This is a genomic window from Geitlerinema sp. PCC 7407 (assembly GCF_000317045.1).
Taxonomy (GTDB): Bacteria; Cyanobacteriota; Cyanobacteriia; order PCC-7407; family PCC-7407; genus PCC-7407.
Genome location: NC_019703.1, coordinates 3,654,492 through 3,667,732, shown reverse-complemented (window position 1 = coordinate 3,667,732; position 13,241 = coordinate 3,654,492). Strand labels below are relative to the sequence as shown.

The 13,241-nt window shown below is 58.0% G+C and carries 12 protein-coding genes; 2 read left to right on the top strand and 10 right to left on the bottom strand.

The window, feature by feature from the left end; genetic code table 11:
* The first annotated feature begins 273 nt into the window (after positions 1-273).
* The gene (locus GEI7407_RS14820) at positions 274-1,338 is read left to right on the top strand and encodes a class I SAM-dependent methyltransferase (RefSeq protein ID WP_015173014.1); all 1,065 of its coding nucleotides are present in this window, start codon (positions 274-276) and stop codon (positions 1,336-1,338) included.
* Between the two features lie 70 nt (positions 1,339-1,408).
* On the opposite strand, the gene tnpA is transcribed toward GEI7407_RS14820, so the two are convergent.
* Positions 1,409-1,819, bottom strand: a complete 411-nt coding sequence (gene tnpA, locus GEI7407_RS14815) for an IS200/IS605 family transposase (RefSeq protein ID WP_015173013.1) — start codon at positions 1,817-1,819, stop codon at positions 1,409-1,411.
* Between the two features lie 28 nt (positions 1,820-1,847).
* Between tnpA and GEI7407_RS14810 the strand changes: the two genes are divergently transcribed.
* Positions 1,848-3,086, top strand: a complete 1,239-nt coding sequence (locus GEI7407_RS14810; RefSeq protein ID WP_015173012.1) for an RNA-guided endonuclease TnpB family protein — start codon at positions 1,848-1,850, stop codon at positions 3,084-3,086.
* 195 nt (positions 3,087-3,281) lie between these two features.
* Here GEI7407_RS14810 and GEI7407_RS14805 read toward each other — a convergent pair whose 3' ends face one another.
* The 9 genes from GEI7407_RS14805 to GEI7407_RS14760 all read right to left on the bottom strand — a co-directional run bounded on the left by GEI7407_RS14805 (position 3,282) and on the right by GEI7407_RS14760 (position 13,238).
* Positions 3,282-3,524: a hypothetical protein gene (locus tag GEI7407_RS14805; protein ID WP_015173011.1), complete on the bottom strand. Its 243-nt coding sequence runs from the start codon at positions 3,522-3,524 to the stop codon at positions 3,282-3,284.
* A gap of 348 nt (positions 3,525-3,872) precedes the next feature.
* Positions 3,873-5,879, bottom strand: coding sequence for a transketolase (gene tkt, locus GEI7407_RS14800; protein WP_015173010.1), 2,007 nt, complete (start codon positions 5,877-5,879; stop codon positions 3,873-3,875).
* A 219-nt stretch (positions 5,880-6,098) separates the two neighbouring features.
* Positions 6,099-7,352 carry a beta-ketoacyl-ACP synthase II gene (gene fabF, locus GEI7407_RS14795; protein WP_015173009.1) on the bottom strand — a complete coding sequence of 418 codons (1,254 nt, stop codon included), beginning with the start codon at positions 7,350-7,352 and terminating at the stop codon, positions 6,099-6,101.
* A 59-nt stretch (positions 7,353-7,411) separates the two neighbouring features.
* Positions 7,412-7,663, bottom strand: a complete 252-nt coding sequence (gene acpP, locus GEI7407_RS14790) for an acyl carrier protein (RefSeq protein ID WP_015173008.1) — start codon at positions 7,661-7,663, stop codon at positions 7,412-7,414.
* Between the two features lie 215 nt (positions 7,664-7,878).
* Positions 7,879-8,352 (bottom strand): VOC family protein, encoded by a 474-nt coding sequence (locus tag GEI7407_RS14785; RefSeq protein WP_015173007.1) that lies wholly within the window; start codon positions 8,350-8,352, stop codon positions 7,879-7,881.
* Positions 8,353-8,365: 13 nt separating this feature from the next.
* Entirely contained in the window at positions 8,366-9,577 is a 1,212-nt protein-coding gene (locus tag GEI7407_RS14780; RefSeq protein ID WP_015173006.1) for a M20 family metallopeptidase, read from the bottom strand.
* A gap of 156 nt (positions 9,578-9,733) precedes the next feature.
* Complete coding sequence (gene bioD, locus GEI7407_RS14775; RefSeq protein WP_015173005.1) at positions 9,734-10,417, bottom strand: dethiobiotin synthase; 684 nt, start codon at positions 10,415-10,417, stop codon at positions 9,734-9,736.
* A gap of 83 nt (positions 10,418-10,500) precedes the next feature.
* Positions 10,501-12,492, bottom strand: a complete 1,992-nt coding sequence (locus GEI7407_RS14770; protein WP_015173004.1) for a serine/threonine-protein kinase — start codon at positions 12,490-12,492, stop codon at positions 10,501-10,503.
* Between the two features lie 287 nt (positions 12,493-12,779).
* Positions 12,780-13,238, bottom strand: a complete 459-nt coding sequence (locus GEI7407_RS14760) for a GatB/YqeY domain-containing protein (protein WP_015173003.1) — start codon at positions 13,236-13,238, stop codon at positions 12,780-12,782.
* Between the last annotated feature and the right edge of the window lie 3 nt (positions 13,239-13,241).

The following is a 13,241-nucleotide window of genomic DNA, read 5'->3' as shown; positions in this document are numbered from 1 at the left end:
CTATTTTACAGACTAGATAGTCTGTTTTTCTGGGCTAAAGCGCAGACATCTGAAATTCTGAATGAGCCTTAACGCAATCTAAGCGATTTGGATCAAGCGTCTTTAAATCAAGTGTTTCAATTCTTAACTGGCCACTAAAAGACCGATTTTTCAAAGAATTGGACCAATAGAAAGCCGCCTTGTTAATTTTGTCAGGTCAAAAAGCACAGCAATACTCTGGAATTTTTGGGAGAGTTTCGGTAGGACTAAAAACAAACCAGTTGGTACAAGAACATGACCTCCGTGTTGAATCTTGCCAAGTCCGAAGCGTTTGCTGAGCAGATGGTGGGCATTCTCAACAGTGGTGCCCTGGCGCTGATGATATCGATTGGCCATCGCACAGGTTTGTTTGATACCCTCGCTGAGCTTTCTCCGTCGACTAGCGCACACATTGCCTCTGCGGCCGGGCTCAATGAGCGCTACGTCCGTGAGTGGCTAGGGGCCATGGTAACGGGGCAAATTGTGGAGTACGATGCCTTGGCCAAAACCTACTATCTCCCGCCAGAGCACTCCGCCTGTCTGACGCGCTCTGCCAGTCCCAACAATTTGGCAGTGACGGCCCAGTTTATTCCGCTGCTGGCGACGGTGGAAGACCAAATCATTGATTGCTTTTATCGCGGGGGCGGTGTGCCCTACAGCTCCTATGGCCGCTTCCACCAAATCATGGCGGAGGATAGTGGCCAAACGGTGGTAGCAGCGCTAGAAGATCAGATTTTGCCTTTGGTGCCAGGGCTGAGAGCGGATTTGGAGCGAGGAATTGATGTGCTGGATCTTGGCTGTGGCCATGGCTATGCGCTGATGAAGCTGGCGCGACATTTCCCCCAAAGCCGTTTTCGGGGCTATGACTTTTCTCAAGACACGATCGCTGCTGCCCGGGCGGAGGCGGAGCGTCTAGGCCTGACAAATTTGGAGTTTCAGGTGCAAGATGCAGCCCTTCTAGGAGAGATAGAGCAATATGACTTCATTTGCACCTTCGATGCGATCCATGACCAGGCCCATCCAGATGCTGTGCTGCAAAATATCTATCGAGCTTTGCGTCCTACAGGGACATACCTGATGCAGGAGATTCGTGGGTCTAGTCACGTCCAGGGCAACCTAGATCACGCGATCGCACCTTTTCTGTACACCATCTCGTGTATGCACTGCATGTCTGTGTCGCTGTCGGCGGGTGGTATGGGCCTCGGTACCCTGTGGGGCCATGAACTTGCTATGGCGATGCTGCGGGATGCTGGGTTTACGGCAATGGAGGCCCACCAACTAGAGCACGACCTCGTTAACAGCTATTTCGTTGTGAACTAAACTGCGACAGTCCCCAACCCTCTTAAGGGTGGGGAAGGATAGCGCGACTGTTGGAGCAAAGCGGAAACAGTCAATTAACCCCCGGTTGCTCATCAATGTACTGCTTGATTCGCTCCAACGGCGCGCCCCCCGCAGAAGAAACATAGTAAGAACTCGACCAAAAAACAGGCTTTGTGTAAGAACTTGCTAGCCTCTCTGAGTGCTGTTTTCTGACAATACGACTAGACGCCCCCTTCAGGCTCGCAACCAACTGAGAAATGTTGTTATCTGGATGCAAGTCAAGCAAAAGATGGACATGGTCAGGCTCCCCATTAACCTCAATCACCTTGCTCTTGTTAGCAACACAAACTCGCTGAAACACCTCAGTCATTGTTTGCAGCATTGAGTCATCAATCACCTTTTGCCGGTATTTGGTCACAAAAACAAGGTGTAGGTAAATAGAAAAAACAGAGTGAGATCCTTTTCTGCGACTGGGTTGCATCAACCTATAGGCAAGCTATGCTGAGAGAATGCTAACACGTCGTATCACCTACCGGCTTTATCCCACCCGTCAGCAGGAGTCCAAACTCCACTACTGGCGGAAACTGCACTGTGGGCTGTACAACGCCGCGTTAGCCAACCGCAAAACCCAGTATCAGAAGTTCAACCACGCCGTTGACTACTTTGAGCAGCAAAACAGCCTACCCGCCTTCAAAGAAGTGTGGCCAGAGTACAAAGAGCTAGGCTCCCATGCTCTCCAAGCCACCCTCAAGCGAGTCGACTTTGCCTTTCAGAGATTCTTCAAGAAACTGGGTGGATATCCCCGATTCAAAGCGTCCCGCCGCTATGCAGGCTGGACCTATCCCTGCAAGTCCGGCTGGAAAGCCGAAACTAGTGGATTGCATGGTTCTCTCAACCTGAGCAACCTTGGCAGCCTGAAGATGCGGGGACAAGCTCGGACCTGGGGCAAACCCACCACCTGCACGATCTTCTGGCGACACGGCAAATGGTATGCCTCCATCACCGTGCAGTGTGAGCCAGCCCGGTCTACAGGAGAAGGTTCTGTTGGCATTGATCTGGGGTGCAAAGAAGCCATCACCCTATCCACGGGTGAGCAGATCAGCAAACCTGAGTTCATCCGGCAAGGGGACATCCAGGTCAAGCAAGCCTCGAAGAAACTCAGACGCAAGCGCGCTCCCAACCGAACGAAGCGGATCAAAGCTTCTCGCCGATGGACGCGTGAGCGTCAAAAAGTCTCGAAGCTACAGCGCAAAGTTGCCCGACAGCGCGAGAACTGGATTCACCAAGTCACCAGCCACATAGTGAGCCGTAATAGCCTAGTGGCCGGTGAAAAACTGAACGTCAAAAACATGACCCGCAAGGGCAAGTCCAAGACCCGTCAAAAAGCAGGGCTTAACCGCTCTATTTTGTCCGTGGGTTTTGGCATGATTGGTCAGTTCCTGGACTACAAGCTGGCTGAAGCCGGGGGATTCTATGTCGAGTCTCCCACTCAGCAGCTAAAGCCCTCTCAGCGCTGCGTAAAGTGCTGGGAACTGACCCCCAAGACCTTGTCTGACCGGGTGCATGTTTGCGCCAATCCTCACTGCAATCATGTTGAGGACCGAGATGTTAATGCCGCCCAAGTCAATCTGGCTTGGGCAAGGGGTAAGGAACTTGCCTCTTCAGTCGCAGAGTCGTCAAGCTCTACCGCGTGCGGAAGTATGCGGCAACTTGGGGCGAAGAAGCGACAGAAACCTCAGGCCTCTTAGGCTGGGGTAGTTCATAAAGGTATAGGCTGTGCCCAGAAGGTTTTGGTGCCTATGGTAAGACGGTGAAAAATCAGAGGTTCAGTTGAAGCAAGGAGCTCCCTGGTGGGGAGCCCCTCGCTTCAACTGAACCCGGGACAGACTCAACTGGGCACTCACGGCGGCACCCACCGCTCGATCGAGGCGCTCTCGGGAGGATCAGCCAACGGCGGCGATCGCCCCTAGGGGAATGTTCCGCTCGCGATAGTGCGGATCTTTCCAGCAGATCGGCAGGGCCTCACCCGATGGAAACATCAGTTCAGCTTTGATGAAAACAGCGGGGTCTTGGAGTTCTTCGCCAGCGTGAAACTGGCCCAAAATCGTGGTTTGGCAAGGGTCCCACAGATCTGGCAAGCTTAAAACCTCGACCAGATTTTTGGTCGGCTTGTGCTGCAAAAACATAGTATTGCTTCCTCCCAGTACAAACGCCGCGATCGCCGATCACAGGCACCGATCGCCCTTCGCCTGAATCTGAGTGAGAGGCGCGATCGCCCCATTCCCGCGCGGAATGTTTGGGCCGCCGCCTCTCATGCTTAAAGTTCCAAGTCCAGCAGGCCGATGCGTTTTCGATCCAACACCAAGAGCCCTCATCTTTAACTTGCCACACTTTTTCCCCGACGCTGGACCTCGTCGAGAAACTTTACCTTGCCTTGGGTTGGGGCTCGCGATCGCCAACAAAAACGCCACGACCGCGAGGTCGTGGCGTTTTATGCGCGAGTATTACTCGGGACGCGTCAAGAAATCAGCGCCCTAGCCCAGAACTTGCTTGGCGGTTGCCAGGACGTTCTCGACCGTGAAGCCAAACTTCTCAAGGCACACATTACCGGGCGCAGAGGCACCGAAGTGATCAATCCCGATCACAGCGCCTTCGCTACCCGTATAGCGGCACCAGCCGAAGGTCGAGCCAGCTTCCACAGCCACGCGCTTGGTCACGGCTTTGGGCAGCACAGACTCTTTGTACTCAGCGCTCTGCTCGTTAAACAGCTCACAGCAAGGCATCGAGACAACGCGCACCTTCTTGCCTTCGCCGCGCAGCTGCTTAGCTGCCTCCACGCACAGCTGCAGCTCGCTACCCGTACCGATCAAAATGATGTCCGGGGTTCCCTCGCTGTCAGAGATGATGTAAGCGCCCTTCGCGACACCCTCGAAGGAGGTCTCATCGTAGTTGGGCAGGTTCTGGCGAGAGAGGGCCAGCAGGGTCGGCCGCTTCCGGTTTTCCACAGCTACTTTGTAAGCCGCAGAGGTCTCGTTGCCGTCCGCAGGACGCATCACCAGCAGGTTGGGGATGACGCGCAGAGACGCAACGGTTTCAACCGGTTGGTGGGTAGGACCGTCTTCGCCCAGACCGATGGAGTCGTGGGTCATCACATAGATGACGCCCACTTGGGAGAGCGCCGACAGACGAATCGCTGCCCGCATGTAGTCTGCGAAGACCAGGAAGGTTGCGCAGTAGGGGATCAGACCCGGAGTGTGCAGGGCAAGGCCGTTGCAGATAGCACCCATGGCGTGCTCGCGCACCCCAAAGTGGATGTTGCGGTTTTCGTAGGCGCCCTTCTGGAAGTCGCCGCTCACCTTCAGCTCCGTCAGGTTGGAGTGGGTCAGGTCAGCAGAGCCGCCCAGCAGCTCGGTGAGGGTCGGAGCCAAAGCGTTCAGCGTGATTTCGGAGTGCTTCCGAGTGGCAACGCCTTTGTCTTGGCTGGTGTAGGTGGGCAGGGTCTTGTCCCAGCCCTCGGGCAGCTCGCCCGTCAGGATGCGATCGAAAACCTTGGCTTCTTCGGGATACTTCGTCCGGTAAGCAGCCAGAGCCTCTTGCCACTCAGCTTCATTGCTTGCGCCCCGCTCAACTGCCTTGCGGAAGTGGCCCAGAACATCGTCAGGGATGCTGAAGGGCTCATAGTTCCAGCCCAGGTTCTCACGGGTTGCCTTGACTTCGTCGCCGCCCAGCGCTGCGCCGTGAACCCCAGCCGTGTCGGCCTTGTTGGGGGAGCCATAGCCAATGGTGGTGGTGACCTTGATCATCGAAGGCTTGTCGGTGACGGCCTTCGCTTCTTCGATCGCCTTTTGGATTGCGGCGAGGTCGGTGTTGCCGTTCTCGACGTGCAGCACGTGCCAACCGTAGGCCTCAAAGCGCTTGGAAACGTCTTCGGTGAAGGCGACGTCGGTGGAGCCGTCGATGGAGATGTGGTTGTCGTCGTAGAGGGCGATCAATTTGCCGAGGCCGAGGTGACCGGCCAAGGAGCAAGCCTCACCCGAGATACCCTCCATGTTGCAGCCGTCACCCAGGATCACGTAGGTGTAGTGATCGACGATGGTGCTGTCGGGCTTGTTGAAGCGCGCAGCCAGGTGAGCTTCTGCCATGGCCAGACCCACAGCGTTGGCGATGCCTTGGCCGAGGGGGCCGGTGGTCACTTCAACGCCCAGGGTCTCGAAGTTCTCGGGGTGACCCGGGGTGCGCGAGCCCCACTGGCGGAAGCTCTTGATGTCGTCTAGCGTGACGCTGTCGTAACCGGTTAAGTGCAGCAGGGCGTACTGCAGCATGCAGCCATGACCCGCAGACAGCACAAAGCGATCGCGGTTGAACCAGGTTGGGTTCTTGGGATTGAACCGCATGAAGCGATCCCACAGCACGAAAGCCATCGGTGCTGCGCCCATGGGCAACCCCGGGTGGCCAGACTTTGCTTTCTCTACGGCATCAATGGCCAGAAAGCGAATTGCATTAATACAGAGTTCGTCGAGGGATTGGGTTGCGACAGCCATGATCTCTTCTACTGAACTACAGGGTTGGCACTGGATTCTCGGATGTAGGCAGCGTCCCTAGGTGCGCTCAAGGCTCCCAGTACGCATACAGTTCCCATCATCCCATTAGCCGGATCGACGGGCAAGCAAACAAAAGGGGGCTAGGTGCAGCTCTGTGACGCCCTAACCCCAGGCCGGATTGAGCCTTTTATAGCAGCATCAACCGTCGGCTTTTTAAGGTCACTGATATTTTTTGAAGGCGAGGGTGACGTTATGGCCGCCAAATCCAAAGGAATTGGACAGGGCCACATTCACGGTTTGGGCGCGGCTTTGGTGAGCGACATAGTCGAGGTCGCAGGCCGGATCGGGATCGGCAAGGTTGATGGTGGGAGGAACGCGATCGTTGGCGATCGCCATGACCGTTGCCACCGCCTCAATGCCGCCAGACCCTCCCAACAGGTGTCCTGTCATCGACTTCGTCGAGCTCACGGCTAGCTTGTAGGCGTGATCGCCCATAGCCTTCTTGATGGCTGCGGTTTCCGTAGAGTCGTTGGCTGGCGTGCTGGTGCCGTGAGCATTGACGTAGTCCACTTGCTCCGGCTGTAGGCCTGCATCCTTGAGGGCGAGCTCGATCGCTCGAGCCGCGCCGCTACCGCCGGGCACCGGCGAAGTGATGTGGTAGGCATCACAGGTCATGCCATAGCCCACCATCTCGGCATAAATCTTGGCGCCCCGGCTCAAGGCATGCTCTAGCTCTTCCAGCAGCAAAATTCCTGCACCCTCTCCCATCACGAAGCCGTCTCGGTCTTTGTCAAAAGGCCGGCAAGCGTGCTCTGGGTCGTCATTGCGCGTCGACAGGGCTCGTGCGGACGCAAAGCCTGCCACGGCGAGGGGCGTAATCGCTGCCTCGGTTCCACCGCAAATCATGGCCTGGGCATAGCCTCCCTGGACCATGCGAAAAGCGTCGCCAATGGCATTCGAGCCAGCAGCACAAGCCGTCACTGCGCAGGAGTTGGGTCCTTTGGCGCCGACATGAATCGCGGTCAAGCCCGCTGCCATGTTGGCAATCATCATCGGCACCATGAAGGGGCTACAGCGATCGGGACCTTTGCTGAGGTAGATCTCTTGCTGGTCTTCTAGGACCTTGATGCCACCCACACCGGTACCGATGATGATGCCCACCTGTTCCGCGTTGAGGTCGTTAATGACAAATTGCGCGTCTTCGATTGCCTGTTTACTGGCAGCGACCCCAAACTGGGCAAAGCGATCCATGCGCTTGGCCTCTTTGCGGTCCATGTACTCGTGTGGGTCAAACCCTTTGACTTCGCCGGCAATGCGGCAGGCATGACGGGACGGATCAAATAGAGTGATTGGCCCAATGCCATTGCGCCCACTGCAAAGACCATCCCAGTATTCCGAGAGGGTCTTACCAATGGGCGTGATTGCACCGAGCCCAGTAACAACAACGCGCTTTTTTGACTCTGAATTTGTCATGATCTCTAATTTTTCGGGCTTCTTAACCCAAAACGCAGAACGTTGGGGCAGAGAGCAGCTTAGGCAGAAGCCGCTGATTTTTCGCTGATGTAGTCAACGGCAGCTTGAACAGTGGCGATGCCTTCGGCGGCTTCGTCGGGGATTTCGATGTCGAACTCTTCCTCAAGCGCCATGACGAGTTCTACGGTGTCGAGAGAATCAGCTCCCAGATCGTTGGCGAAGTGAGACTCGGGCTTGACTTCGCTAGCCTCTACGCTCAGCTGGTCGGCAACGATTTTTTGAACGCGGCTAAAAATATCTTCTTGGCTCATAACGCTTCCTCGTTGGTGCGGCATCTGCAATCAGGTGATCTAGGCTCAGACCGGTTGAGGGTCAGACAAGATAAGCTAGCCTAGACGCAAGCAACCTTGCAAGGCTCTTAAAGATGCCTTGGTAGTTTGCATGGCTTTACACATTCTTATCATCTTATCTGAAAGCGCGATCGCCCCGGCAGAGAATCCTGTGGTCCCAATGGGGGCGATCGCTTTTAGGCAGGTTTGCTGCTGGGGTTCTCTAGGGGATCGCAGCGAATTTCGACGATGAAGCCGTCGGGGTCATAAAAATAGACGCCGCGGCCCGTGGGCCGGATGACAGGCCCGTGATCAAAGGCGATCGCGTTTTGCCGCAAGACAGCGACGGCCTGATCAAAGTGCTCCGGCGCGATGTCAAAGGCTAGGTGGCTCGTGCGCGTGAAAGCCTGGCCGGGGTCTGGGTGGGGCGGCTCGAGGTCCGGCTTCCAAAACAGGTCGATGATCGTCCCATCTGGGGTGACGAAGTTAGCGACTTTTCCTGCCGCGAAAAGCTCGGCCAGGGTGCTGGGCACTTCGTCGGCCTGGAGCTCCCGCAGCCCCAGAAGATTTCCGTAGAACTGGCGGGAGGCTTGCAGGTCTTTGACATTAAAGGCGATGTGGTGAACCCGGCGCAGCAGGCCAGGGACTAGGGTCGGCGCGGTGTTCTCCATGGGGATGCTCTCCTCAGCGACAAAAGGCCTCAACGCAGCGCGCAAAGATTTCAACGCCGACGCCCAGCACGGTCTCGTCAAAGTCAAACCGGGGATGATGGTGGGGGTAGGCGAGGTTTTGGCTGAGGTTGGCGGAGCCGAGAAAGAAGTAGCAGCCGGGGACTTCTTGCAGGAAAAAGGACATGTCTTCGCCCCCCATGGTTTGGCATTCGGGCACGATGCCAGCAGGGGTTTCGACGACGGCGCTGGCCACAGAGCGCACGAGGTCGGCGATCGCCGGGTCGTTGACCACGGGGGGATAGAGCTTCCAGTAGTCGAGGTCGTACTGGGCGCCAAAGCCTTGGCAGATGCCGGCGACAGTTTGCTCGATGCGGTCCTTGAAGAAGCCGTCGTACTGGGGGCTGAAGTAGCGCACGGTGCCGCTGAGGCGGGCGGTGTCGGCGATGACGTTCATGGCGGTGCCGGCGTGGAACTCGCCCACGGTGACCACGGCGGACTCGATGGGGTTGACGTTGCGCGCGACGATGGTTTGCAGGGCGTTGACGATCTGGGCGCTAACCACGATGGAGTCGACGGTTTGGTGGGGCAGAGCGCCATGGCCGCCTTTGCCGAGGATGGTGCAGCGAAAGAGCTCAACGGCGGCCATCAGCGGACCGCTGCGCACGCCGACGGTGCCCAGGGGCAGGTTATTCCAGATGTGCAGGCCGATGATGGCGTCGAGGCTGGGATTTTGGAGGGCGCCTGCCTCGATCATGGGCTTGGCGCCTCCGGGGCCTTCTTCGGCGGGTTGAAAGATCAGCTTGACGGTGCCCTGAAAGCGATCGCGGTGATGGGTCAGATAGTGGGCGAGGCCGAGGGCGATCGCGGTGTGGCCATCATGGCCGCAGGCGTGCATGACCCCGTCGTGCTGGGATCGGTAGGGCACCTCGTTGGCTTCTTGGATCGGTAGGGCATCCATGTCTGCCCGGATGCCGAGCACCGGACCCGGGCGATCGCCCTCGATCACCGCTACAACGCCGGTTTGCGCAATGCCGCTTTGGTGAGCAATTCCCCATTCTTGGAGCTTGCTGACCACAAAGGCCGCAGTTTGGACTTCGCGAAATCCCAGCTCAGGACGCTGGTGCAAGTGGCGCCGCCACTGGACAAGGGAGTCTTGGAGGGCCTGAATTTCAGGCCGGATAGCGGCGGGGTGAAAGGATTTGGCTTCGGCGGTGGTGGCAACCATGGAGAAAGATCCAGATACCGGGGGCAGCGATCGCAGACGGTGGGGATAAGCGGCTCTAGTCCCAGAACACCGCAGTGTTCCAAGACGTGACCCAGAAAAAACCTGAATTTATCGGTTAACTTAGCACGCCCTTCTGCGGCTCGCATGCCGTTGCGCCTAGGCTGGCAGCATTGGCAGCAGTCGCTCGAGATCCAGGGCGGCGGCGCTCTGCACCAGCTTCTCTCGGTCCTTCGGATCGGCCAGGAAGGGCAGACAGCCCAAAACCGGAATCCCCGTCAGCGATCGAATCATTTTCGCAGGCGCCCAGTTGGCGATTTCCTCCTTGGAGCAGGGGGTCGGGCAGTTCAAGACGATGCCCTTGAGGTGCAGGCGATTCTGGCGCGCCAAGGCAACGTTGGCCACTGCTTGGGCGATCGCCCCTAGCCGCACCGGCACCACCAGCACCGTCGGCAGCCGCCAGTCCCACGCCAGATCCGCCACCGTCGTTTCCCAAGTGATCGGCGAACCGAGGCCGCCCACCCCTTCCACTAGGACCCAGTCTCGGCTCTGCTGGAGCGCCTCAAAGGCTGCCCAGGCTTTTTCGAGCTTGATCTCAGCGCCTTCTTTGGCGGCGGCCAGCGGCGGTGCCAGCGGCGCCTCAAAGTGCAAAGGATTGACCTCTGCTAAGTCCAGCCCAAACAGCTCGTTGTACCATTCGCGATCGCCTTCTCCCGACTGGAGCGGCTTGAGAATCCCCAATCGCTCGGCCGGGAAATAGTGCTGCCAGTAAGCAGCCAGGGCCGTCGTCAAAATCGTTTTGCCCGCACCAGTATCGGTGCCCGAAATTAGAAGTGCGCTCAAAGTTATGCCTGAACGGAAAAACAAAACAGCCAGCGACTCAGCTCAGCGCCAAGCCAATATCCAGGACGACATATCGTCCCGACCTACGGACTAGGCGGGGACTCAGGGGCTGCAAGGCTAACCTCCAGTCTAAAGTCAGTCGCCTCGTCTGCCTGAACGTCCACCAGATATCCCCCGCTGGAGAGGACCTCGGCGCTCCACTCCAGAAGTCCAGCGGCGTCTTCGACCACTGTGCCATCGGGATAGCGAATGGTCAGAGAAACCGGGCCAGAAGCGACCCGCACATCCAGGATTTTGCCGGGTGGCCCCTCAATTCGGTAGCGCTGAATCCGCTGCGGAGTGGTGCGCCCAGTCAAGTTCAGGGTTTCCCCAGTCCCAAACAGATCGAGGACTTCTTCACTGTAAATCGGCTCGGGGGAGCTCGACGGGGAGGTTGGCGGCGGCGAAGTCGGGGGCGGCGAACTGGGAGTTGGCGAACTGGGGCTAGGCGAGGGCGGGGGACTTTCGAGGGACACCTCCAGCTGATAGTCGCTTTCGGCAAGTCCCTGGACCGTGCGCAGCCGCAGGGTGTACTCGCCCGTAAAGGGCAATTCACCCTGCCAGAGAGACACGCGATCGGAGCGATCGCCCACCAGCTGACGGTTGGGGCCCAAAACGCTCATCAGCACCCCCTCCCCCGACAAGTAGGCATTCAGCGTCTGGCCCTGTTCCCCCTCAACAATGTAGTCAACAGTCTCATTGGCTCGCAGGCTGTCGCTCTCGGTCACGGTTTCTGACGGTTTGAGGGTCAAGCGCTTGCTGTAAAGGACTGGCGTAGACGGGCTGGGTGACGTCGTGGGGCTTGCTGGGGTCGAGCTGGGGCTGAGGGGCGTCACCGAAACCTGGGGCGTTGTGGGCGAGGGAGTCGGGCTGGGCTGGCCCATCAAAAAGCTCACTGCGGCCCAAGACCCGAAGCCCGTCAGCAAGACCAAGCCCGTGCCAACGGCCGTCACCGCCAGGGGATCATCCCAAAACGAGCTCTCCTGAATCACCGGTGCTCCGCTCCGAGAACGCCGAGCGCCTCGGGTGATCTGGGTTTCGCTCTCTAGGGGACGACCGATCGCCTGGGTCGGCAGACTCGAAACTTGGGTTGGGGGAGGCGGCGGTGCTGGCGTTGGGGCGGCTGTAGAAGTGGACGCTGAGGCCGGCGGTGGGTACTGCTGGGGCGCAGAGGCGACTGGCGGCGGCGATCCCGCTGCTTGTGCCGATTGCAGCGCCTCGACCACCTCCCGCACCGACTGATAGCGATCGTCCGGTTTGTGGCTCAGCATTCGGTTGAGCACTTGGGCCAGGCGAGGACTGACTTCCGGGGCGTAGTTCTGCCAGTCCCAGGTCAACATGCGATCGTTGTAGAGCTCGCCCGCGTCGCGCCCCGTCAGCAGAACCACCGCCGTAACGGCCAGCGCGTAGAGATCGCTGCTGGGATAGGCTTGCCCCGTCTGGAGCTGCTCGCTGGGAGCGAAGCCTGCCTTGCCGACGGTGGTCGCTTGGTGCTGGGTGTCGGGCGACTGCATCCGCGTGACCGCTTCCTTCACCACGCCAAAGTCGATCAGCACCGGCAGGCGATCGCCCTCCCGCAAAATAATATTGTCTGGCGCGATGTCTCGGTGAATGATGCCCTTGCTGTGAATGTGGGCCAGCACCGGCAGCAGCTGCCGCAGGAGCTGCTCGATCTCTCCTTCCGAAAAGCGCTGTCCCTGAGCCCGCCGCTCCTCGAGGCAGTCCCGGTAGGTCTTGCCCTCCACATAGTCTTGCACCAAAAACAGCCGCTGATCCTGCTCAAAGGTGGCCCGAAACTGCGGCACCTGGGGATGCTGAATTTGGTACAAGATCGCCGCCTCCCGCTGAAAAAGCTCCTTGGCTTTCTCCAGGGCGTAGCCCGCCTGGGGCGGCATGAATTCCTTGAGCGCGCAGCGCTCATTAAAGCGGCCTTGATCCTCTGCTAGGTAGGTCCGGCCAAACCCTCCTTGGCCAAGCACCTGAAGCAGTCGATAGCGATTTTGCAGGATCGTTCCGGGCGGCAGCGGCGGTTGCATAGGAGCAATCAGCGAAAGATGAGCACAATGAGCAAAACGAAGGGCCGAGCGATCGCCCTAAAAGCAGGCTTCAATCGAAATGCCCCCGATTCCCAACATTACTGCATCGCCAGAAATGGCCGGGGCTTTCCCACCAAAACTTAGCGCGAGGAAAGCCCCCTTGCAGGCGCGATCGCCCTCAAATTCTGGCCATTGAGGCAAGATATTGCCTTCCCAAGGATCTAGGTGGGCAACCCAAGCCAAAATCGCCAAAATAAAGGTAAGCGGGTTTTGGCCGACTGATACCACTAGCCCTTGAGGGCCTCTTGCGTAAAGCGCTGTACCGTTTTTCCGTCAGCACGTCCTTTGAGTCGTTGCATCGCTGGACCCATGACTTTGCCCAGATCCTTGACCGATGTGGCCCCGACCTCTGCAATAATCGCCGCGATCGCCTCGCGGATTTCCTCGTCAGAAAGCTGCTGGGGGAGGTATTCTTCAATAATGGCTAACTCCTGCTGCTCAGTAGCGGCCAAGTCGTCGCGACCCGCTTGACGATACTGCTCGATTGCATCGCGTCGCTGCTTCGCTAGCTGAGTCAGGACCTCCATCTCTTGCTCTTCGGTGAGAGACTCCTGCCCTTGAGGACGAACGATAGTTTCTCTCTCAAGAATCAACTTCTTGATACTGCGGACTGTTTCTAGGCGAACTTTATCTTTCGCCTTCATTGCCGTCTTAATATCTTCACTAATTCGATCTTTCAAAGTCATTGT